Source organism: Methylobacter luteus IMV-B-3098 (assembly GCF_000427625.1).
In the GTDB taxonomy this organism is placed as follows: Bacteria; Pseudomonadota; Gammaproteobacteria; order Methylococcales; family Methylomonadaceae; genus Methylobacter; species Methylobacter luteus.
In genome coordinates, this window is sequence record NZ_KE386569.1 from 419,784 (window position 1) to 443,248 (window position 23,465).

Sequence of the window (23,465 nt, forward strand, 5' to 3'; positions counted from 1 at the left end):
GTATGGCGACAGCAGCACATGGAGGTTGTACTTTGCAGTCCATGGAAAATCCTGAATCAGCCAATTTTGGTTTCCTGGCGGAACATGATCCGCTGTTCGTGCAAATCGCTTCCTCCGCCGAGAAGGCGTTCCCGAGCGATCCCAATACCACCCTGATCAAGCTTCGCCAGCTCGGCGAAGCGCTGGCCCGGCATATCGCCGCGCTGGCGGGCATCGAGTCCAGTGAGCAAACCGGTCAGGCCGAGTTGTTGTACCGGCTTGACCGCGAGCTGAAGTTCGAACCCGTTGTGCGCGAGCTGTTCCATACCCTCCGCGTTGAAGGCAACAAAGCCACCCACCAGTTCAAAACCCGGCACAAAGAAGCCCTGGACGGCTTGAAGGTCGCCAGGGCTCTGGCCATCTGGTTCCATCAGTCATTCGGCAAATCGGGCACGGCGTTTAAAGCGGGGCCCTTTATCCCGCAGGCTGACCCAAGCACTCAGCTCCGGCAACTCCAGGCGGAAATCGAGAAACTGAAGCATGAACTGACAGAGACCAATATTCAGCTGGACTCCAGCCAGCAGCTTAACGATCTGATCGCGCAGGAAAAGGCGGAATTCGAAGCGCTGGCCCTGGCCATGGATGAAGAATCGCGCCAGCTCGCCCAGCAGGCCAAAGCGCATGAAGAAGCTCTCAAAGCGCAGCAACAGGCATACGAACAAAAACTTAAAGCCCTGCAAAGCCAGCTCACACAGCAGGATGACAAAGCTCTCAGCGAGCAGCGGCAAAAAGTCAGCCAGAAAACACATTCCGCCAGCCAGTACATTGTTTTAAATGAAGAACTCACCCGTTTGCTGATCGACCAGCAACTGACCGAAGCAGGCTGGGAAGCGGACAGTCAGGAACTGACCTACAAAAGCGGCGCCCGCCCGGAAAAAGGGACCAACAAGGCCATCGCCGAATGGCCGACGAAGCACAAGGGCGAGCAGGGCAGAGCGGATTACGTGCTGTTTTGCGGATTGACGCCCATTGCCGTGGTTGAGGCCAAAAGAGAAAACGCCAATGTGGCGGGTAAAATTCCGCAGGCGGAACGTTACAGCAAGGGCTTTACTATTATCCCGCCCATGACAGGCGCCTGGGAGCTGGCGGGACGGACCGTAGCCTGGCCCGACGAGGAAGACGGCCACTACAAAGTGCCTTTCGTGTATTCCTGCAACGGCCGCCCTTACATTCCGCAGCTGGCCGAGCAGTCCGGTACCTGGTTTCGCGACGTGCGCGATCCCGGCAATACCAAACGCGCGCTTTTGCACTTCCATACCCCGCAAGGCCTGCTGGACCAGCTCAAACGCAGCAAAGCGCAGGCGGAAGAAGCGCTCAGACAGGAAGGGTTCGCCTACCTCAAGCTCCGCGACTATCAGATCAAAGCCATCGCCGCCGTCGAGCAAACGCTGGCCCGAAACAGCCGCACGGCCTTGCTGGCGATGGCGACGGGCACGGGCAAAACCCGCACCGTCATCGCCCTGATGTACCGTTTTTTAAAAGCGGAACGCTTCAGGCGCATTCTGTTTCTGGTGGACAGGACCGCGCTCGGCCGGCAGGCCGTCGATGTGTTCAACGAAGCCGCGCTGGAACAAAACCAGACCCTGTCCAAAATCTACAATGTGGCCGAACTCGGCGACATGGCCGCCGAAGCGGAAACCCGCGTGCAGGTCGCCACCGTGCAGGCCATGGTCAAACGCGTTTTCATGTCGGATGCGCCGCCGCCTGTCGACCGGTTCGACTGCATCATCATCGACGAAGCCCACCGGGGCTACACGCTCGATCAGGAAATGACCGAAGGCGAGCTGGCCACCCGCGATGCCGGTCAGTATCTGTCGACCTATCGCCGGGTGCTGGAGTATTTCGACGCGGTCAAAGTCGGCCTGACCGCGACGCCCGCTAAACACACCAGCGACATCTTCGGCAAGCCGGTCTATACCTATTCCTATCGTGAAGCCGTCGCCGACGACTGGCTGATCGACCACGAACCGCCGATCCGCTACGAAACCCTGCTGACGCAACAAGGCATCCGCTTTGAAAAAGGCGAGACTGTCAGCGCCGTCAATCTCCAGACCGGCGCGGTCGAAACCGCCGAACTGGAAGATGAGTTGAAATTCGACGTGGACGCCTTCAATCGCCGTGTGATCAACGAAAATTTCAGCCGGGTCATCTGTGAACAGCTGGTGCAGGAGCTTGACCCTTTCGGCGACGAGAAAACCCAGATCTTCTGCGCCACCGACCTGCATGCCGACATGGTCAAGCGCCTGCTGGACGACGCCTTCAAAGACCTCTACGACAGTGAATACAATCAGGCCGCCGTCGCCAAGATCACCGGCCAGAGCGACAAGGTGGAGCAATTGATCCGCCAGTATAAAAACGAGCGTTACCCGAATATCGCCATCACCGTCGACCTGCTCACCACCGGCATCGACGTACCCAGAATCTGCAATCTGGTGTTCATGCGCCGGGTGAAATCGCGCATCCTGTATGAACAGATGATCGGCCGCGCCACCCGCCGCTGCGATGAAATCGGCAAGACCGTCTTCCGCATTTACGATCCGGTGGATATCTATGCCGCCCTGCAGGACGTGAACACGATGAAGCCCCTGGTCAAAGACCCGAACATCACGCTAGACCAGCTGGTGGACGAGCTCACCAACCCGGAACAATTGGAAAAGGCGCTGAACAGCCCCGGCGAACAAGCAGGGGAAACACATGCCGATGTGGTGCTCAGCCAGCTCAGCCAGAAACTGATGCGGATACTGCGCAAGGCCGAGAACAAGTCGGAAAGCAAACCGGCGCTCAAGCAAAAGCTTTCGGAACTGCAGCAGCTCTGGGGCGTCGAGCCCAAGTCGCTGCACAGGCACCTGCATGAGCTTGGCCCCAGACAGGCCGCCCGCTTCATTCAGCAGCATGCAGGCCTGGTCAATCAGCTGGCGGAAGTCAACGCCCTGCTGGGCAGCGAGCTCCAGCCGCTCATCTCGGAACACCCTGATGAAATCCGTGACCGCAGCCAAAGCTACGGCGCCCATCAACGGCCGGAAGACTACCTCGACAGCTTCAACCGCTTCATCAAGGAACAGCTCAACCAGTCCGCAGCGCTGGCCGTGGTGGTCAACAAGCCGCGCGATCTCACCCGCGAACAGCTCAAGGAAATCAAACTGCTGCTCGATGGCGCAGGCTTCAGCGAGGCCAGGCTGCAAAGCGCCGTGCGCAACCAAACCAACCAGGACATTGCCGCCAGCATCATCGGCCATATCCGCCGCGCCGCCCTGGGCGAGCCGCTGATCCCGTTCGAACAGCGGGTGGCGAAGGCGATGGACCGGATCTACACCGGCCACAACTGGCTGCCGGCGCAGCGCAAATGGCTGGAGCGCCTGGCCAAACAACTGGTGCACGAAGTCATCATCGACCGCGAGTTCGTGAACAGCCGTTTTGCCGACCACGGCGGCGCCAGACAGCTGGATAAAGTGCTGGCCAATCAGCTCGATACGGTATTGGAAGAACTCGGCGAGGCCATTTGGCCGCAACAAGCCTGGTGACTTCTCGTTCCCACGCCCGGCGGGAGTGCATACAACCGTCAATGTTGCTTTCGTGCCGCCTGCTGCCAACAAAACGTGCGGGTCGGGGTTACAAACCCCGACCCGCACGGGAATACGGTATTGGAAGAACTCGGCGAGGCCATTTGGCCGGCTCAAAGCGCCTGACCAGCCTGCCATGTCGATGTTTCCCATATGGCTCCCACGCTCTGCGTGGGAGCCCGGCTTAGGACGCTCCGCGTCCCGAACCGCGGAGCGGTTTGAAATGCGTTCCCACGCAGAGCATGGGAACGATGAAGCAAATATTTCATGTCGATATTTTTAACACTTTTCGACATGAGTGCTTGTTATGTCGGCAGTATCGACATATACTGGCGCCTCACGCATCACGTGTCGAAATTTTAAAGGATTTTAAACATGACTTGGCGCGCCGACCAGTCCTACAACACCTTACCGCCGCTCCCTCCCGCAACCGAACAGGTAGAAACCCTAGGCATTTTAAAAGCCTGCATTTCAGCACGTGCGGCCCTGGCGGAACTGAAGCAAGCCGGAGAACTGCTGCCCGACCAGGGACTGCTGATTAATTTGCTGCCGCTGCTGGAAGCAAAAGACAGCTCCGAAATCGAAAACATCGTCACCACCACGGACAAGCTGTTTCAGTTTGCCCATGAAGACAGCGGCGCCGACCAGGCGACCAAAGAGGCATTGCGCTACCGCACGGCCCTGTATCAAGGCTTTGTGCAACTTACAAAGCGCCCGCTCTGCACAGCCACAGCCATTGAAGTCTGCAGCACCCTTAAAGGCATAGAGATGGACATCCGCAAGATTCCGGGCACCGTGATCGGCAATCAAGGCACAGGGGACATTATCTACACCCCGCCTACGGGCGAGGCCGTGATCCGTGACTTGCTCGGCAACTGGGAACGCTTTATTCATGCCGAAGATGACATCGACCCGCTGATCAAAATGGCCGTCAGCCACTATCAGTTTGAAGCCATTCATCCTTTTCATGACGGCAATGGCCGCACCGGCCGCATCCTCAATATTCTGTATCTGATCGAGCAGCGACTGCTCACCTTGCCGATTCTGTACCTGAGCCGCTACATCGTGCAGCACAAGGCGGATTATTACCGTTTACTCAATCAAGTGACGAGCGGCGGCCATTGGCAGGACTGGATACTGTTCATCCTCAAAGGCGTCGAACAAACGTCCGGCTGGACCTGCGGCAAAATCGCCGCCATCCGCGCATTGATGGAACACACCAGCCGCTATGTCAAACAGCAGTTACCCAAAGTTTACAGCCACGAACTGATACAAGTGATCTTCGAGCAGCCCTACTGCCGCATCAACAACCTGGTTGAACGCGATATCGCCCAACGGCAGACCGCCTCGGTGTATCTAAAGCAACTGGCCGAGATCGGCGTATTGCAAGAGATGCAAGCGGGCAAGGAAAAACTCTTTGTCCACCCCAAGCTGATGCGCCTGATGAGCCAGGACAGCAACGAGATGACCCTATACCCCAATGACACTTAGTACTCAGCCTATTTAATCAGGGCGGTAAATTGTAGGTGCGAATTCATTCGCACTATATGAATGCTCTGAGAATTTTACTCGTCAGAACAAGGCTGACTAACTACTGGCCGCATCGGCTAGTGAACCGATTTTTTTTATCAGGAACAGCATGACCAACAACGACATCGTCCAAAAACTCTGGAACCTGTGCGACGTACTGCGCGACGACGGCATCAACTACAGCGATTACGTCACCGAGCTGGTGCTGTTGCTGTTCATCAAGATGGTGCACGAAAACACCGAAGCCGGCACGCTGAAAAAACACCCGCTGCCTGAAGGCTGCCGCTGGACCGACCTGAACGGCAAGTCCGGCATCAACCTGCTCAATGACTACAAACGCATCCTGCTGAGCCTGTCCACCGGCAAAGACGCCGAAGGCAACGGCATTCACGAAGATCCGCTGATCGGCGCCATCTACGCCGACGCGCAGACCCGCCTGCGCGAGCCGCGCCACCTGGAACAACTGATCAAAACCCTGGACCAGATCGACTGGTTCAGCGCAAAAAAAGACGGCCTGGGCGATCTGTACGAAGGCCTGCTGGAGAAAAACGCCTCCGAGACCAAATCCGGCGCAGGCCAGTACTTCACCCCGCGCGCCCTGATCAACAGCATGGTGCGCTGCATCAAACCGCAGGCCGGCGAACTGATCCAGGACCCGGCCGCCGGCACCGCTGGCTTCCTGATCGCCGCCGACCAGTACATCAAACAGCAGACCGACGACCTGTTCGACCTGAACGCCCAGCAGCAACAGTTCCAGAAAAACAAAGCCTTCATCGGCGTCGAGCTGGTGCCTTCCACCCGCCGCCTGGCGCTGATGAACTGCTTGCTGCACGGCATGGAAGGCGACGACGAAGGCGTCGTGCATCTGGGCAACGCCCTGGGCCAGACCGGCGCAGACCTGACCAGAGCCGATGTCATCCTCGCCAACCCGCCGTTCGGCACCGCCAAGGGCGGCGAAGCCAGCATCACCCGCGACGACCTGACCTACAAAACCAGCAACAAGCAGCTGGCGTTTTTGCAGCACATCTACCGCAACCTCAAACCCGGCGGCCGCGCCGCGGTGGTGCTGCCCGATAACGTCCTGTTCGAAGCCGGCGTCGGCACCGAGGTGCGCCGCGACCTGATGAACAAGTGCAACCTGCACACCATTCTGCGCCTGCCCACCGGCATCTTCTACGCCCAGGGCGTGAAAACCAACGTGCTGTTTTTCACCAAGGGCTCGGCCGGCGACAAACACCAGGAAGAAAACTGCACCGAAACCGTCTGGGTCTACGACCTGCGCACCAACATGCCCAGCTTCGGCAAGCGCAGCCCGTTCGGCGAGCAACATTTAAGGCCGTTTGAAAGCTTCTATGATTTATTTCTTTCCGTAGGTTGGGTTAGCGATAGCGTAACCCAACAAAAGGTGGAAACGCCCAGCCAATGTTGGGTTACGCCCGCCGGGCTAACCCAACCTACCTTATGCGACTTCTCCTGGATGAATGAAACCATGGAACGCGTTCCCGAAAACTCCCGCCTGCGCGCTTTTTCCCGCGACTATATCACCGAACACAAAGGCGATTCGCTGGATATTGCCTGGCTGAAAGATGCCGACAGCATCGATGCCGCCAATCTGCCCGAGCCTTCGGTGCTTGCAGGTGAAGCCATGGGCGAGCTGGTGCAGGCATTGGGAGAATTGGATGGCTTGATGCGGGAGTTGGGCGCGGGTGATGAAGCGGATGCGCAAATGACTTTGCTGGCGGAAATGTTGGGGTTAAGTTCGGTTGCCGCAGGTAACGTGGGATGACTAACAAAAGAATAATGAATATGAATAGAAGAACTACATATAAGGTCGGTGGATTCGAGTGGCAGCAGAAGTGAAATTACCGGAAGACTGGATACTTGCAAAAATTGGGGATGTCTGCCTATTAAATCCAAAAGAAAAGTTAGAGGACGAATTAGAAATCGGCTTCATGCCGATGACTGGTGTACCAACTGACTACTTTAGTGCTTGTAAATTTGAATCTCGTAAATGGCTTGATGCTAAAAAGGGGTTCACGCAGTTTCGGAACGGTGATGCAATCTTCGCAAAAATTACACCGTGCTTTGAAAACAGTAAGGCTGCTGTGATTCAAGGCTTTCCTAATGGTTGGGGAGCTGGTAGCACTGAATATTACGTATTAAGGCCTATCGCTAATGCTGTTAATCCAAAATTGCTTTTTGCTTTGGTAAAAACACAAGATTTTTTGATTAATGGCGCACTGAACATGTCTGGCTCAGTGGGGCATAAACGCGTTCCTAAAGATTTTGTTGTTAATTACTCATTGCCATTCCCCCCACTCACCGAACAAAAAGTCATCGCCGATAAACTCGATACCCTGCTGGCACAGGTGGAAAGCACCAAAGCCCGCCTCGAACGCATCCCGCAAATCCTCAAACGCTTCCGCCAATCCGTCCTCGCCGCCGCGGTGAGCGGGAAGTTGACGGAGGAGTGGCGGGGCAGTCTTGAATATTACCAAGTGCCGCAAAGTTACGATTGGAAATGGGGGCAAGTTCCTCAATTATGGGAAACAGATTTCTTCCCTGACTTGGTTTCAAGCAGGTTAGGAAAGATGCTTGATAAGGCTAAAAATACAGGTAAACCCACAAAATATCTTGGTAATATTAATGTTCGATGGTTTTCCTTTGATCTTGAAAATTTACAAGAAATTCTTGTTTCAGAAGAAGAACAAAATGAACTCACTGTAAAAAGAGGTGATGTTCTGATTTGTGAGGGAGGAGAACCGGGCAGGTGTGCTACTTGGTCTGAGGATACAACTTATCCCATTGTGTTTCAAAAAGCTCTTCATAGCCGTGTTGGCAAACGAATAACTCCGCAATGGCTTGCATTTAATCTAAAAAACGATTCTGACAATAAATCCTTGGAACAGTTATTTACAGGAACCACAATTAAACACCTTACTGGAAAAGCATTAAAAAAATATCCTTTAAGAGTTCCACCGGTTGAAGAACAAACCGAAATAGTCCGCCGTGTCGAACAATTGTTCGCCTATGCCGACACCATCGAACAGCAAGTACAAAACGCCCTGGCGCGGGTCAACAATCTCACCCCATCCATCCTCGCCAAAGCCTTCCGAGGCGAACTCACCGAGCAATGGCGCAAAGACAACCCCGACCTGATCAGGGGAGGCAACAGCGCCGAAGCGTTGCTGGAAAAAATCAAAGCCGAACGCGAAGCCATCAGGAAGCATAGGATGCGCTGACGACCGCATGGATGCGGGAGGTAGAGCAACGCAGGAGCAGTTGCCGAGGCACGAAGCGCATCGTTCGAGTCATTCATTTATATGGCTATCGAAATTACCCGAATGCCCCCAGCCACGTAGGGCGGTTTCGCGCAGCAAACCGCCATTTCAAGCTAAAGCAGTTATTTCTCGTTCCCACGCCCCGGCTGGAGTGCATACAACCGTCAATGTTGCTTCGCGTCACCTGCCAATGAAACGTTCGGGTCGGGGTTACAAACCCCGACTCGCGTGGGGACACGGTGTTCAGGGTCGGATGAATTCGCCCCTGCAGCATAGGTAGGCTGGGTTGGAGCTTTAAGCGGAAACCCAGCATGAGCGGCTTCGAAATGCTGGGTTTAGCAACCCAGCCTACCGCGCTAAATGCCCTCATTTCAAGGCGGCAAAAAGGTTTCTATTCCCCGGCCAGTTCCTGTATGCGGTAAAAGCCTGCGCCGCTCTCGCCCAGCACATCGGCCAGCCACGGCAGAACAGGTTCCATGTCAGACTTCAATGTCCACGGCGGATTGACCACGATCATGCCGCTGGCGGTCATGCCATGTTCGCTTGTATCGGCCTGAATGCCCAGTTCATACAACTGAACATTTTTGATGCCGCTGTTTTGCATGGCCTGTTCCAGCTTTTTGTTGCGACTGCGTTCGACGACCGGATACCAGAGCGCAAAAATACCGGTGGCAAAACGTTTGTGCATTTTTTTCAGCGTTTCCACGACTTCCTGATAATCGCTTTTCATTTCATAGGATGGATCGATCAATACAAGGCCGCGGCGCTCGGCCGGCGGCAACAGGCCGATGCCGCTTTTCAAGCCGTCGTCATGGAAGACTTTGATGCGCCGGTCCTTGTCAACGACCTCTATCAGCAGGGCTATTTCCGTCGAATGCAGCTCATATAAAAACAGTCGATCCGCACTGCGCAGCAAACTTTGCGTGATCAACGGAGAACCGGGATAGCGCGTGAGTTTATCCGAGCCGTTGAACTGTCTGATCAGATCGACATAGGCGGCAACGCCGGCCGGCAGGTCATGCCGTTGCCAGAGTTTGCCGATGCCATTGTCGAATTCCCGGTTTTTCAGCGCATAGTCACTGTCCAGTGCGTAAGCGCCGGGCCCCGCATGGGTATCGACGCAACAGAACGGTTTGTCTTTTTTTCTTAAGTGTTCAAGTATCTGGATCAGAATCAGGTGTTTCAGGACATCGGCGAAATTGCCGGCATGGAATGAGTGGCGGTAACTGAGCATAAAGAAAGATTCACAAGGGAAAGCAATGGCTGGTGCCGGGATTTTCAGGTCACTTTTTCAAAGATGGTCATGCCGATTTCAAACGCAATCAGCCAGATGATAATCCATTCCAGTGCCGATGAGTGTCTGTGCTTTTGCTCGTCGGCCAGCATTTCAAACAATTCATGGATGGTTTCGAGCTTTTTGGACAATACTTCGATGCGTTGCGCTATCTCCAGATATTTGGCGGCGACGCTGTAGAAAGGCTCATATTCCGGGTATTCCCAGAAAAAGTCGGGAATATCGAGCAGGTCGTAATTCAGAATGATGTCGCTTTTGGTCAAAAACAATTGGCCGCGGATTTTGGCTATTTCCTGACGGTTCAACTTGATGCGGCCATCCTGCGCCAGTGATTCGGGAATGTAATTGGTATTGTTGATGGTTCTGAGAGCATGGGTTTCGAAATAGGCCAGCTTGATCGATTGCGCCATGCCCTGGGACAATGAAAACAGCAGGATGGGGTCGGAAGACTCGATTTCTATATGATCTTCAACAATGCGCGTTGTCGAGCAGTTGAGAGTATATGTGAAATTATCTTCCTCCACTATGTCGAGCGGATTGTTCGCATGCTCCAGCAGTAAACGGTGGAGCCGGGCCTGCTGCTCCGGATCGATATTCCAGTGCACGACGGCCCCATACGCGAAAACGACCGACAAGGTTTCGTGATCTTCAATCAGTAATGCGCCTTTAATAATCCTTACCTGTTTCGATTCCGAAATTATCTTTGATAACGCGGCAATATCGAAACGTTGCGCCAGGCAGTAGGCCACACATCTTTTAATGGAAAGATTTTCATGCATGCGGTATTCTCAAAAGCTCCGTCAGGTGAGGGATGTTTGTATACGCCATCAAACCTGACGGATACTTCTTCTTGAATCGTTAAGGTTTATTATCCGGTTATTTTGATTAACCATCCGTTTTCAGCATCGCATCTTGGCGACTTGGCATTGACCTTGACGTTAACTCTGGCGGTTACATTTTTCAGCTCGGCTGGCAGTTTGCCTTTTATCAGATAGAAACTGTCTTTATCTTCGCCAGTGACTTCCACCGGGATCGTTTTTACGGTGACGTCGACTTGATCGGGACTTTGAATGCCGGTAACCATGAAAGAAAATTCCGCTTCGGGCGCAACGGTAGCTAAATGGCCGGGTTGAAATTTGCTGACACGGGCTTTTACACAGGAGCCGCCGCCACCGCCGCTACCCATGCTATGGCCGGCATGACCACTGGCTCCGGCCAGGGCATCGGTCATATTAAACAAAGAAAGACTCAATAAAATGACGAGCAGTTTGGATGTTCTCATGATTTCCTCTCTATTATTTTTATTTTAATCAGCATTAAAAGCGATGCTGTGTTATAGCCCAAATCCTGTACCTACGGATTCCGGGTGGCAGCAGATGCACGACGTCCAACACGTCTGCTTTTGCGGGTGATGAGCGGATTATAAAACATTCGAATAGTCCTGCTCCAGTTGACGGAAACTCATCGATGACATAAAACGGCTGAAGCTCATCCAGGCCGACAGTCCCATCAGGTCCCTGAATTGCGGCGGCAGGAAACGCGGCGCAATGACCGTGCCTTCCTCGACCAGGTCGACCAGCACCCTCATGTCCTCGATCATGGTCTTGCCGCAGAACAGCAGCGGGATGCGGTCGGGCTTGCCCGCGCTGACCGCCAGTCGCATGAAGTTGTAGGTCAGCACGAAGCCCTTGATATACGTCAGGTCCTTGGTGAAAGGCATACCGTCCGTGCTGCTGCCTCTGAAGACCCGGCTGCTGAGCGTGTAGCTTTCTTCCAGGTCCAGGCCCTTGTCCCTGAAGAAATGAAAAATATCCATGAAGTCGGCGCCGTCCTCGGCCAGCGTGATGGCGCGCACCCGGTTAATCAGGCGCATCAGCCGGTTCGGCGTGGAGCTGAAGGTCAGAATCTCCATCAATACCGCCAGGCCTTCCTGCGTGACCGCGGACGAAGGCGGGCCCTTGCCGAGAAACGTGCAATAAGGCTGGGCCAGGCCGTTCAGCGTCGTGCCCAGATGCACCCAGATCTCATGCACTTCGAGGACGCGCAGGTCGCGCATGTTGAACATGGCGTCCGCGCGCAGCTTGACGTAATCGGTGCCGGCGGCAGCATCGGCGACGATGCCGTCACTGATCATCGCGCGCAGGCCGTCGCCCGGAAACAGGCCTTCGATTCTGTCATTGAGGATGGCCACCGCTTCCTTCGCGGTGATGGTCTTGGGCTCTTCAACCAGGAAATCCAGCTTCAGCAATTGCGACAGCGTTTCCTCCATCATGCTGCCGAGACCGGCAATGGTCGGATCACCGACATGAAATACATCATGCGAGGAGCCGTACAGCTCCTGGGAAATGTCGGAAAATATGGGCGTGCCCCGGGATTCCAGCATGCGCACGACCGACTGGTATTCGCGGCAAATCCGGCGCATGATGACGCTGAGCGGATTGAGCTGGCCCAGCTTGCGCGCCAAATCACGCTCGATCTGGTAAAACTCGCGTTTTTTCTCGGTCGAATCAAAGCCCAAGGGCCGCTGCAAATAATAATCGGGCGTCACGGGCGGCGGTTTTCTGCATTTGCCCTCGAAAAATGCCTGCTTGACGTTATCGTCCCACTTGATCGCGTCCAGGATACGTATGGGCTGTTGGGCCTTGACGATGCGGTCCGAAAGCATTTTGACTTCCGTCAGGTAAGCCGAGGGTTTAGTGGTCTTTTTACTCATTCAATGTTCGTAAGCGTAAGCGGTGCGGCGGTCGGAAAAATCTTCGGGGTTCAGCCATACCAGTAACTGAGCCATCCCCAGTATATCAATAGATTGATAAAGCCCAATGGAATTCCGATGCGGGCAAACTCGAAAAAGCCCAGCGTTGCCTCATGCTTCTCGGCATGCTGGATGATGATGACGTTGCTGGCGGCGCCCAGAATCAGGAAATTGCCGGCTATCGTGCTGCCGGCCGCCAGGGCCATCAACGAGGCGGCATCCGCATGCGTCAGCATGGGCAGATACAGCGCGACCAGCGGCACATTGGAAACCAGCTGACTGAGTGACGCGCTGAGCAGCATGATTGCCGGCACGGTCGTCAGGTCTATCGCCAAATCATCAACCTGTTGCTGCATGATGCCGGTTTGCCAGACGCTGGCGGTCAATACAAACATGGCGGCAAAAAACACCAGCGTTGCCCAGTCCAGGCTTTTCAATAAATGCAGGCGGGCAGGGCTCAACAATACCGGCGGCAAGGCGGCGATCAGCGCAATATGGCTCAGCTTGATCTGTATCGGGCTGTGCAGGCCGACCAGAATGATTTTGACGATGATCAGTCCGATCAACAAAAACAGCGAAATGCGGCCGAGTTTAGCCAGCTCCGGGTCCAGCAGATCGACGGGATTATGAATCAGCGGCAGGCTATTACTGAACTGTTCCCGATAGACCCATCGCAATATTAAATAGGTGACGGCCAAATTGATCAGCGTGGGCACGGCCAGAGCCGCGAAAAACGTCTGAAAAGGCGCCGGTAAATCGGCATGTGTGGCGATAAGCAGATTTTGCGGATTACCGATAGGGCTCATCACGCTGCCGAGCGTAATGGCGTAGGCCAGCGTCAACAAGAACAGCTTGCCGCTGAGCTTGTGCTCTAGTGCTAATCGCAACACGAGCGGCGTGCCCACTATGGCGAGCGTGTCATTCATCAGCAGCGCCGAGCTGAAGGCGGCGCCGAACAAAATACCCAGCAGCAATTGCTGCGCTGACTTGAGTCGATTGAACAAGCGATAAGCCAGATAATACAGATAACCGCTGGCGACCAGTGCCTGGCCCACGATGAACATGCCCAGTAAAAACAGCATGACATCGAGGTCTATCGCTTTTAAGGCATCGAGCCAGCTGATTTCGCCGGCGATTAGTACAGTCAAGGCGCCTGCGGTCATCGACTGCCAGATTTTAATTGTAAACCGGCCGATTTTCCGCACGGCGATCAATAGAAAGACAGCGATTAGCACGGCTAAGGATATGTTCATTAGTTTTTACGATCTCAGTGTAATGATGAGTTTCAAGAAGAATTTTACCGCTTAAGAACGAGCAGCCGAATAAATGGCTGTTCAATTTAAGTACGAATACCTACTTAAGATTCATTTAAGATTAGCGAAGAACAATGGGCGTTATAGCGGTACAAAAGACAAAACATGAACAGACAGATAGAAAGCCTAGATATTGATGAGGGCGGTTTTGTAGCATCAAGGCGCAGGTTTTTGACGACGATGGCATGTGGTTCTTTGTTGACATTGAGTGGTACCGGAATCGCAAACGCGGCAGCCAGACACTTTCCTTCGCACAAATCGCTTTCATTACAACACGTCCATACTGGCGATAAGCTGAAGCTGACCTATTTTGAACAGGGCGGTTATCTTAAAGACGCCCTGCATGAAATCAGCTATCTGCTGCGCGATTACCATACCGACGATGTTCACCCCATTGATCCGGCACTGCTGGATCAGTTATATGATCTGAAACTTGCGCTCGGACTCAATAAACCTTTCCATATCTTCTCGGGCTATCGTTCCCCGCGTACCAATGCCAAATTGAGCAGAAGACTCCGAGGCGTCGCAAAGCACAGTCTGCATATGCAGGGCCGGGCTATCGATATTCATGTGGACGGACTGGATTTGCGAAGAGTCAGAAACGCAGCGCTTGCCATGCGCCGCGGCGGAGTCGGGTACTATCCGCGAGCCAACTTTGTGCATCTGGACACGGGCGATTTCAGGTACTGGTAGATCAAATTCTCATGACGATACGCATTAGCCTCGAAGCAGTTCCGCTTTTTGATTCATGCGTGTCGCTACCGGCAGCAAAATCTCACCAGCCTGACATCCGAAAAACGCAATTGCCCCGCCACCCCACCAGGGACTGATCCGTTTATTGTTTCATCCGTTTCGTGCTACCAGTACCCGTTCGCGGAACCAGACTACCCCAAGTCACTGTGCTCATTGTGAAGGTCCGATACCAAGCGTCCCGTTTTTCTCAAGTAATTGACTAAAACAGACAAAGCCACTGCCAACAAAAATACCACAGCCAGGACAGCGAAGACCGAGTGACTATTTTCGAACCCATAGAGGGCATAGGTCTTCCACGCGACCAGTGCGACGCCGATGAGCAGTGCCTCGACTATCGTTCCGGTTTCCTTATCGAGAGCCTTGCGCCAGTTATAATGGTCGAATTCCCGTAAAGTTCGACTCAGGCCGCGCAGATTGGGCCAGAAGCGATTGACGGTTTTCGTATAAGTCTCAAACTCCTGACCAAACTTTTTCCTGAGAAAATCCTCTTCCGCCGAGATGACGGCAAGATAGACAAACCCGAAAGACAAGAAGATCAACGAGGAAAGCAAGGGCGAACCGTAGAGCAGGCTCAACCCCATCGTTATCAAGAAATTCCCTACATACATCGGATTCCGTGTGTGTGAATACAATCCTTTCACGACCAGCTTGGTGGCATATACTTGCCGGTTTTTTCCGCCACGATGAATGTAGGCAAAGCCGATGGTCGCCAGACGCAATACCTCACCAGCCAAGGCAATCATAATCCCAAGAATCACCATTAACTGGTCGAGTGCGTGGCTTTCCAGGAATAAGGACGGTTTAATCGTGATAATCAGTGCGATCGCGATTCCTGGCAACAACAGCTTGCGCGCGTGATATAAGACGTTACCCGTGGAAACCAGGAAACGGTTGAGTGGGGTGATGCTAGCTGACTGCATGATAATAAACTTCCTTAAAAAATTGAGTGGGATATTGTACTCCTTCACTTGGCGTCTGCGGAAATCTCCAGTAAAATCGAAGTATCCGGCGGGTGGCGGGGGATTGAAACTTCTGACTAAGGCTCCGCATTTTAGCCAGCTCGTTTGAGGTCCACGGTGGTCCCTAAGTCGCCGTTTTTTGTTTTGCAAGAGAGCCGGCGAAGACTGTTAGTGCCGGATTTATTGCATCTTGCTTTTTAGCATCGTCATGTTCAAAACCGCTGCATGAGTTCGGGAACAACAAGAAAGATTTTGCCGGCAAACGGGATTATTTCGTATTGCCGCAGTGATCGTGTAATGAGCGATGCTGGAAAAACGGGCAAATTTTCCATACTTTATTAACACGCTATTAACACGCTTGGAGAGTCGGCCATGCCTATGAGTTAAATGCGAAAGCGTGGGCGCAGTTTATTTTTCGCAAGTGAGTGGAAATCATATGCCCACAGTGCTTCGAGTAAATCGTCTTGGCCGTGCAATTACTGTCTCCTCCAGCGCTTACTGTAAAGCGGAATTATAACCCTATGCTAAGATATACATTTTTTTGGGATCGGTAATAGACCTGTCCAGTCAACAAACAAGCTTTTCCGAAGCGATTAATTTTTTGGATTTCCATGTGCAAAGATCAAGTTTTTAAGGAACAAACTCAAAAGGCTGCAGATTTTAAATTCGGTACTGCGGTTGCCAATGTATTTGACGATATGGTGAACCGTTCGGTGCCTTTTTATGGAGAAATTCAGCGCATGATGGCGGAACTGGCTGCCGACTATGCCACTGCAGGTACAGATGTCTATGACTTAGGCTGCGCTACCGGGACTACTCTGATCGGTATGAACACCTCGATAGCCGAGGATATTCGTTTTATTGGAATTGATGATTCCCCTGAAATGTTGAGCAAATGCCAAAGCAAACTGGAAGAAGCCGGTTTTAAACGCCCTTTTGAATTACGGGTTGCGGACTTGAATCAAAATGTCGAAATTTCCAACGCATCAGTCGCGATCTTATGTCTGACACTCCAATTTGTCCGTCCCATTAATCGGGAAAAATTGTTGAAATCCATTTTTGATGGTTTAAACAGCGGCGGCGTATTGATTCTGGTGGAAAAAATATTAGCCGAAGACAGTATCTTTAATCGGGACTTCATCAAGTATTATTATAACTACAAGCGGCGCAACCATTATAGCGAGATGGAAATTTCACAGAAACGTGAAGCTTTGGAAAATATTCTTATCCCTTATAAACTCAGTGAAAATATCACCTTGTTGCACGACACAGGTTTCGCACATTGCGAAGTGTTTTTTAAGTGGCATAACTTTGTCGGACTCATTGCGGTGAAACAATAAATGGATCAATCCCTGAGGTGCTAGGGCAATTGCCTTTTGGCGGATGTCAGGCCGGTGAGATTTTGCGGCCGGTAGCGACCCGCATGAATCAAAAGGCGGAATAAGCGTTATCCGAGTCGTCTGATTGATGGCGTGTGGCGTTAACTGAAACCCCTCGGCGGGTGCTCGCTGCCATCCTCTATAACCTGAAGGCAGGTTGCCAGTGGGCAAGACCAGCGCGCTCGCTGGTTGGGGCGTCAACTGCCGGGGAGTTGCTCTCCTGTATCTCGCCGAATATTCATGGGACACAAAAGAGCTGGGGTGCTCAACGCATTAAACGGAATGAAGGCGCCCGTACGTAATTAGTCAATAAAATGACCGGATTGCGCTTACCTGACTAATTGGATCGGCGCCGGGCTTTTGCTGATGAAAAGCGACTGATCGGACAAGTCGGCCGGTTTTTCAAGTGCGCTCTGCAAAATAGAGTCCTGATCGTAAATATCCTGGTAAAACACCAGATTATCGTGCTGATCGAAGAAAGACGTCGTATAAAAGAACAGGACCGGTATCGGCTTTTTCAGGACAACGCGTTGCGTTTTAGGTGTCTGTATGGCTGCCTGTATGGTTTCCTTGCTCCATCCTTCCTGGCCTTTAAGAGCAAACTCGGCCAGCCGCTGAGGATTTTCAACCCGCACGCAGCCATGGCTGAAATCCCGGCGCGACTTGCCGAACAAGGCATTGGCCGGTGTGTCGTGCAGATAGACGTCACTCTGATTGGGGAAAATAAATTTTACTTTGCCCAGGGCGTTCTTGTTGCCGGGGCGTTGCCTGGCTTTTAATGTGCCCTGTTTCAGTTGCGCGATGGATTTGTCGGTAAACGGGACGGGCTTGATTTCATTGCCGAAATTGGGGACCAGCTCTATATGCTCTTTAGCCAGATAATTCGGGTTCTTCATTAATTTGGGTAATACTTCGGCTTTCAGGATGCTATTGGGAATATTCCAGTAAGGCATGAAATCGATAAACTGCATTTCCGCCATTAGCACCGGCGTTTGGTTTTCCAAAGCCTTGCCGACGACCACTTTCATGTTCAGGATGTCAGCATCCACTTCACCACGGTCATTGAGCGCCCATAACTGAAAGGCCGGAATATTGACGATAATCGATGGACCGGACGGGAGTTCAGGCAGCCAGCGCAATCTTTCCATCGCCAGTTCAATTTGAGCCACACGCTGGTTTAACGGGACATTGAGTGCCGCGGTTGTGTCCTTGCCGATGACGCCAAAGGCGCCAAGGCCATGCCGGTACTGGAATTTTTTAACGCCTTCCACGATTTCGCCCGTATAAAGCGATGATTTTTCAGCTTTGTTATTATCGCCGGCGTTGTCTTCAGGGGCGTTGTCCTCAGGCATATCACCGACTGTGATCAGAAACCGGCGCAGATCTTCCATTTTCGGCAGTTTATCGCCAGGGTGTACGGTTTTGGCGATAGTCAATTTATAGGGTTGGGATTCGGCAGCCAGTTGACGATAAGTGGCTAAAGCCTGTTTCAGCTTTTGATATTGTTTTAATTTGGGCTCGACCAGTAAAGGCAGGTTGGAAATTGTGTCCTGCGCCAGGCTGGCTTTAATCAGCTCGGGCAAATCAATCAGCTTTTCTCTTAGCTTCAAGTTGAAATTGATGCCTTGTGGATTGATGCGCCCGTAATGCAGATCATGCAGAAAACGCAGCAGAGACAGGCTCAGCGCCGTATCGTATAAAGCGATTGAGCTATAAGCTTCCGGGTCGGGCTTTAAAGCTGAGGGCAATTTTTGTTGCAGCGTTTCAGCGTCATAATTTGCCGGGCTCAAACCGTGTTCCGAGGCTTTTTCCAGTAACGCCAGGGCGTCGGCGATAGTTTTTTCCGAGTGTTCATGCCCTAACCATAGCGGCCGATAATGGGTGAGCTTATAGAGATTCTCAAGATCCTCAGTTCGATTGAGAAAGCTTGATCGTTTCAGGTAAGGGTGCTGTTTGGCCGCTATAATGGCGCTGATTTCTTTTTCCACGCCGGATGGCTGCTCGGCGACGGCTTCCGCATGAAGCCATGGGGCGGGCACGGCCAGAGAAAACAGCATCAGCAACCGGCAGGCATGACGCATGCTCCACAGTTTCAAATCATTTTTTAGCGATAATTTCGAAGTGTTGAAAATGGAATTAACCCCAAAATTATAACCACTTGCCAAGATAATCAACCGCATGCAATGTAACACCTAATTTATAACTCACTCTTAATGGCTCAATGATGCAGTGATACTGACATCAAGCTCAGCATTTTATCATAGAGCTGACATGTGGCAGTCATTTATGGGCAATCGTAACTTAAGAAAACTTTGCTAACCTATACCGCACTGATGTTTTGCACAAACTATTGCTTGATCTGAATAATGACTTGGAGACAGGCTGAGATTGGACTGTTTTCTGATAAAATGGTAAAGCAATGCTCCAAAAAACCGGTCAGGCTATCTTGTTTTATACTTTATAACCCTCTGTCTATTCTCTCCCAGCTGTAAAAATTTCTCATGAAAAGTATGGATTCGCGCGCCGTTGTCAGTTCGATGGCTCATAATTTACTGTATTTATTGCTTATTCTTTGTCTCGGATCGTCTCCTGTCTGGGCCGGAAAAACAGTATCCACATCTGATACGGGACAAAAAAACGGCAAATCCAGCATTGCCCGGGATACGTTGCAGGCCAGGATTGACTCATTGAACACACGGCAGGATCTGGATGCCGCCTTGAAAACCAAAGTGCTCAAACTCTACCAGTCCGCACAGGATAATCTGGCCAATACGGAAGGATTCAACAACCAGACGGCCGGTTTTAAAGAAGCTGTCAACAAGGCGCCCGATCGAACAAAAAAACTGCAAAAAGATATTAACCAGCTTGAGCAAAAGCTGTCCAAACAGAAAATCGAGGATTTCAGTCACATCGCCATCGAAGAACTGGAGCAGCGGCTTATTCTTGAGAAAGGGAAAATCAGCAATCTGGATGAGCAAATAAAAAAGCTGGAAAATGAGCTGGCTTTGCAGAACAGTCGCCCGCAGCTCATACGAGAAGAAATCGTAGCGGCAAAACAGGATCTTGAATCGGCGCAGAAAAAGCTGGAAGCGCCTGCCGCCAGTTCGGAGTCAAAACTCGAAGCCGAAGCTTGGCAGATGCATCTGAAAACGCTGATCGAATCGCGCACGGCCGAGCTAAAGATGCTGGATATCGAGGCGATCAGCAACCCGGCCAGAGTGGAGCAGATCAAGGCCGAGTTGCAGTTGCTGAGTATGCAGAAAACTGCGCTGAATCCGGTTGCGGTAGCCATAGAAAGTCTATTGGTCGAAAAACGACAGCGGGAAGCGCGCGAAGTGCAGGAAGCGCTCAGCCAGGCTGAAAAAGCCATTTCCGGCAAGCATGCCGTTATTCAGGCCGTCACGCGCGAGAACATCCAATATAGTCGAGATTTGCAGGTCATCACAGGCAAGCTTGAGCGCTACGGCGAACAAAAGGCGAAGGTAGATGGACAGGCTGCCGAAATTGGCAATGACTTTAAAAGTGCCGAGAAGAAAATTAGCCTGGCCGGCCTGAGTCCGGCATTGGGCAAGATATTGCGCGAACAGCGGCGTAATCTGCCGACCAATGACCAGTTTGCGCTGCAATCGCAGACGATTCAGAACGAGACGGCTTTAACCAGTCTTGAGCAATTCAAGATTGAGGACAGGTTGAAAAAACTCGCGGATACTGATGAAGAGCTGCGGACCATAATGGAGCAACAAGTTGATGCGGCACTGCCTGCCGATCAGCGCATGATGATACAGGCCGAGTTGCGCATCCTGCTGGATAGTCAGAAAGAATTGCTGAATAAATTATCGGTTGCTTATACAACTTATCTACGCACGCTGGGCGATCTGGATTTTGCCAGACAACAGATGGTCAAACAGGCCGATGACTTTGCCGTTTATCTGGATGAACGGTTATTATGGGTGCCCAGTTCCAACCCGATCAATAAAGACTTTATCATCGGTCTGTATTATTCGGTACAGTGGTTGTTGTCGCCGTTTAACTGGCTGGCCGCAGTCAAGGATACTGGCCATATAGCCTTGCAAAATCTGTTTCTGGCTATCATCGCTGTATTCGGTCTGATTGTTTCCATATCAGCCAGGAACTGGGCAAAACAGCAGTTGGCGGCTGTATCCGAAAAAGTTGAAAAAATTTATACGGACAATTTCAATTACACGTTGCGGGCGCTGGGATATACGCTGATTCTGGTATTGCCGTTGCCGCTGTTTCTTTATTATCTGGGCTGGTTTTTAAATACTCATGCCCATGCTGCTGATTTCAGCAGATCGGTCGGGGCGGGATTGCTAGGCATTTCTGCTCCCTTATTCTTCCTTGAGTTTTTTTATCGCCTGTTTGCCTCCAAGGGCATAGCGAGCAAACATTTCCAATGGCAGAAAAGCACAACCCGTTTTTTGCGCAGCCAGATTGCCTGGATACGCTTTGTCATCCTGCCGGCCGTTTTCATTATCTGTGCCACCGAGGCGTCTCAAACTTCAGGGCATAGCGATAACCTCGGCCGCCTCGCGCTTATTGTTGCCATGACGGTCCTGGCGGTTTTTCTGGGGAAGGCATTGCACCCGTCAAAAGGGTTGATAAAGGATTATATTCAGGCACATCCTGATAAGTGGCTGTCCCGGCTGCGCTATGTCTGGTATTCGGCTATTATCCTGGCGCCTGTCATTGTGATTGGTTTTGCCGTTGCCGGCTATTATCAAAGCGCAGTGGAACTGCAGCAAAAATTGACCGTGACGCTGCGGCTGATTTTTGTCTCCGTTATTGTGCACCAGATGGTCCTGCGCTGGTTGACGCTGGTCAATCGGCAATTGGCTTTGGAGAACGTCCGGCAAAAACGCAAGCATGCAGCCAGTAGCGCAAAGCCCGTGGCGGCTGGCGCGGAAGACCCTGTACTGCCTATCGACGAAGAGCTGATCGATATCCCTAAAATAAACGCCCAGACCACGAAATTACTGAATGTTTTTATCGGTTTCGGTCTGATTATCGGATTCTGGATGATCTGGAAAAATATCCTGCCGGCGTTTTCATTCCTGGATAACATCGTGCTTTGGCAACACAAGGTTATAGTCGACGGACAGGAAGGCTATCAGCCGATAACGATGACCAATTTGATGCTGGCCGGATTGTACGCCTTTATCGTTGTTGTTTCGGTACGCAATTTCTCCGGTGTGGTCGAGTTATTGATATTCCGGCGCTTATCGGTAGAAGCGGGCAGCCGCTACGCAGTTAACCAGCTGGCCAAGTATGTTTTGGTTTCCATTGGTTTCATCGGCGTTGCCAATGAGTTGGGCGGCAGCTGGTCACAAGTACAATGGCTGGTGGCGGCACTAAGCGTTGGCTTGGGCTTCGGGCTGCAGGAAATCTTCGCCAATCTGGTGTCGGGTATTATTTTGTTATTCGAACGCCCGGTGCGCGTTGGCGACACAGTGACTATCGGCGATGTGAGCGGTAAGGTCAGTCGTATTCAAATGCGCGCCACGACGATAATAGACTGGGATCAGAAAGAATTGATCGTGCCCAATAAAACCTTTATTACCAATCAATTGGTAAACTGGACTTTAAGCGACGCGACAACCCGGGTTGTGATACCGGTCAGCATCGCTTACGGCTCCGATGTGGCATTGGCGCATAAAATCATGATCGACACGGTTCGTTCTATCCCGCTGGTACTTGCCGATCCTGAACCAAGTGTATTATTTGTGGGCTTCGGCGAAAGTGCGCTGAATTTCTCTATCCGTATTTTTGTCAGCGAACTGTCAAATCGGCTGCCTGTTACGCATGATCTGCATGTTCGGCTCGACCATGCGTTTCGCGAGCATAATATAGAGATTCCTTTCCCACAAAGAGATATTCGTGTGCGTTCTGTTGTGCAGGAAGGAAAAGTTATCAATCATCAGTAAAAGAGATTGATGGGGGATGGCTATCTTTCACGAAACTGGATGTGTTTCGTGAAAGATAGCTTCTGCAGGCTGGGTTGATAAACCCAGCATCTCAATGTGCTTTGTGCTGGGTTTATCAACCCAGCCTACGAAAGCTGCCGGTAATTGCCACAATAATACAGGAGCGGATCACCCGGACGGCGAATCGTGTCTTGCACTTCCCCGATAATGATCCAGTGCGTGCCGGCGCGCACTTTCTCAACGACCTTGCAATCCAGCGACATGATGCTGTCGGTCAGGATGGGGGCGCCGGTTATGCCGGGTTCCCAGGCCGTGCTTTCGAAACGTTGCTGCTGACTGCTGCCGCCTGCAAACTGATTGGAAACGTCCTGTTGCTCCGAACTCAACACATTGACGGCAAAGCACCGGCTTTCTTCAATGCCGGCGCCGGTGTCCGCCGAATCATTGATGCACACCAGTACTTGAGGCGGACTGACTGAAACACTGGAAAACGCGGTTACAGTCATGCCTTGCACGCCGAATTTCCTGGATTGAGTGGTAACGACAGTGACGCCGCTGGCCCAAAATTGTAGCGCTTTCTTAAAATCATCAACACTGACAGGCATTTATTTCTCCGATTACTCAAGCTTGAGGCTGGTCTCAGGCATTTAAACATTATTTGAA

General features: G+C 52.0%; 15 protein-coding genes. 7 read left to right on the plus strand and 8 right to left on the minus strand.

Going from position 1 to position 23,465, the window contains the following annotated elements; translation table 11 throughout:
• Positions 1–2 precede the first annotated feature (2 nt).
• The 4 genes from hsdR to METLU_RS0104030 all read left to right on the plus strand — a co-directional run bounded on the left by hsdR (position 3) and on the right by METLU_RS0104030 (position 8,371).
• A complete protein-coding gene (gene hsdR / locus METLU_RS0104015) occupies positions 3–3,560 on the plus strand; it encodes a type I restriction-modification system endonuclease (RefSeq protein WP_231383543.1) in 3,558 nt (1,185 codons plus the stop codon).
• Positions 3,561–3,974: 414 nt separating this feature from the next.
• Positions 3,975–5,090 carry a protein adenylyltransferase Fic gene (fic, locus tag METLU_RS0104020; RefSeq protein ID WP_027157105.1) on the plus strand — a complete coding sequence of 372 codons (1,116 nt, stop codon included), beginning with the start codon at positions 3,975–3,977 and terminating at the stop codon, positions 5,088–5,090.
• A 148-nt stretch (positions 5,091–5,238) separates the two neighbouring features.
• Positions 5,239–6,915, plus strand: coding sequence for a class I SAM-dependent DNA methyltransferase (locus tag METLU_RS0104025; protein ID WP_027157106.1), 1,677 nt, complete (start codon positions 5,239–5,241; stop codon positions 6,913–6,915).
• Between the two features lie 58 nt (positions 6,916–6,973).
• Positions 6,974–8,371, plus strand: a complete 1,398-nt coding sequence (locus METLU_RS0104030; RefSeq protein ID WP_196806493.1) for a restriction endonuclease subunit S — start codon at positions 6,974–6,976, stop codon at positions 8,369–8,371.
• A gap of 430 nt (positions 8,372–8,801) precedes the next feature.
• Here METLU_RS0104030 and METLU_RS0104035 read toward each other — a convergent pair whose 3' ends face one another.
• The 5 genes from METLU_RS0104035 to METLU_RS0104055 form a co-directional block, all read right to left on the minus strand.
• Positions 8,802–9,644, minus strand: coding sequence for a 23S rRNA (adenine(2030)-N(6))-methyltransferase RlmJ (locus METLU_RS0104035; protein WP_027157108.1), 843 nt, complete (start codon positions 9,642–9,644; stop codon positions 8,802–8,804).
• A 44-nt stretch (positions 9,645–9,688) separates the two neighbouring features.
• Entirely contained in the window at positions 9,689–10,483 is a 795-nt protein-coding gene (locus METLU_RS0104040; RefSeq protein WP_027157109.1) for an RMD1 family protein, read from the minus strand.
• An 89-nt stretch (positions 10,484–10,572) separates the two neighbouring features.
• Positions 10,573–10,986, minus strand: coding sequence for a hypothetical protein (locus tag METLU_RS0104045; protein WP_027157110.1), 414 nt, complete (start codon positions 10,984–10,986; stop codon positions 10,573–10,575).
• Positions 10,987–11,124: 138 nt separating this feature from the next.
• Positions 11,125–12,417 carry a flavohemoglobin expression-modulating QEGLA motif protein gene (locus tag METLU_RS0104050; RefSeq protein ID WP_027157111.1) on the minus strand — a complete coding sequence of 431 codons (1,293 nt, stop codon included), beginning with the start codon at positions 12,415–12,417 and terminating at the stop codon, positions 11,125–11,127.
• Positions 12,418–12,467: 50 nt separating this feature from the next.
• Positions 12,468–13,709, minus strand: a complete 1,242-nt coding sequence (locus tag METLU_RS0104055; protein ID WP_027157112.1) for an ArsB/NhaD family transporter — start codon at positions 13,707–13,709, stop codon at positions 12,468–12,470.
• Positions 13,710–13,874: 165 nt separating this feature from the next.
• On the opposite strand from METLU_RS0104055, the gene METLU_RS0104060 reads away from it, so the two are divergent.
• Entirely contained in the window at positions 13,875–14,462 is a 588-nt protein-coding gene (locus METLU_RS0104060; RefSeq protein WP_036242839.1) for a YcbK family protein, read from the plus strand.
• Positions 14,463–14,653: 191 nt separating this feature from the next.
• Here the strand turns inward: METLU_RS0104060 and METLU_RS0104065 are convergent, their stop codons facing one another.
• Positions 14,654–15,442, minus strand: coding sequence for a methyltransferase family protein (locus METLU_RS0104065; RefSeq protein ID WP_027157114.1), 789 nt, complete (start codon positions 15,440–15,442; stop codon positions 14,654–14,656).
• A 650-nt stretch (positions 15,443–16,092) separates the two neighbouring features.
• Here METLU_RS0104065 and cmoA point away from each other — a divergent pair.
• Positions 16,093–16,821 (plus strand): carboxy-S-adenosyl-L-methionine synthase CmoA, encoded by a 729-nt coding sequence (cmoA, locus tag METLU_RS0104075; RefSeq protein ID WP_027157115.1) that lies wholly within the window; start codon positions 16,093–16,095, stop codon positions 16,819–16,821.
• Positions 16,822–17,189: 368 nt separating this feature from the next.
• Here the strand turns inward: cmoA and METLU_RS0104080 are convergent, their stop codons facing one another.
• Positions 17,190–19,040: a L,D-transpeptidase family protein gene (locus METLU_RS0104080; RefSeq protein WP_027157116.1), complete on the minus strand. Its 1,851-nt coding sequence runs from the start codon at positions 19,038–19,040 to the stop codon at positions 17,190–17,192.
• A 321-nt stretch (positions 19,041–19,361) separates the two neighbouring features.
• On the opposite strand from METLU_RS0104080, the gene METLU_RS0104085 reads away from it, so the two are divergent.
• Positions 19,362–22,802: a mechanosensitive ion channel domain-containing protein gene (locus METLU_RS0104085; RefSeq protein WP_027157117.1), complete on the plus strand. Its 3,441-nt coding sequence runs from the start codon at positions 19,362–19,364 to the stop codon at positions 22,800–22,802.
• 125 nt (positions 22,803–22,927) lie between these two features.
• Here METLU_RS0104085 and METLU_RS0104090 read toward each other — a convergent pair whose 3' ends face one another.
• On the minus strand, positions 22,928–23,407 hold the full coding sequence (locus METLU_RS0104090) for a flavin reductase family protein (RefSeq protein WP_027157118.1): 480 nt from the start codon (positions 23,405–23,407) through the stop codon (positions 22,928–22,930).
• Positions 23,408–23,465 lie beyond the last annotated feature (58 nt).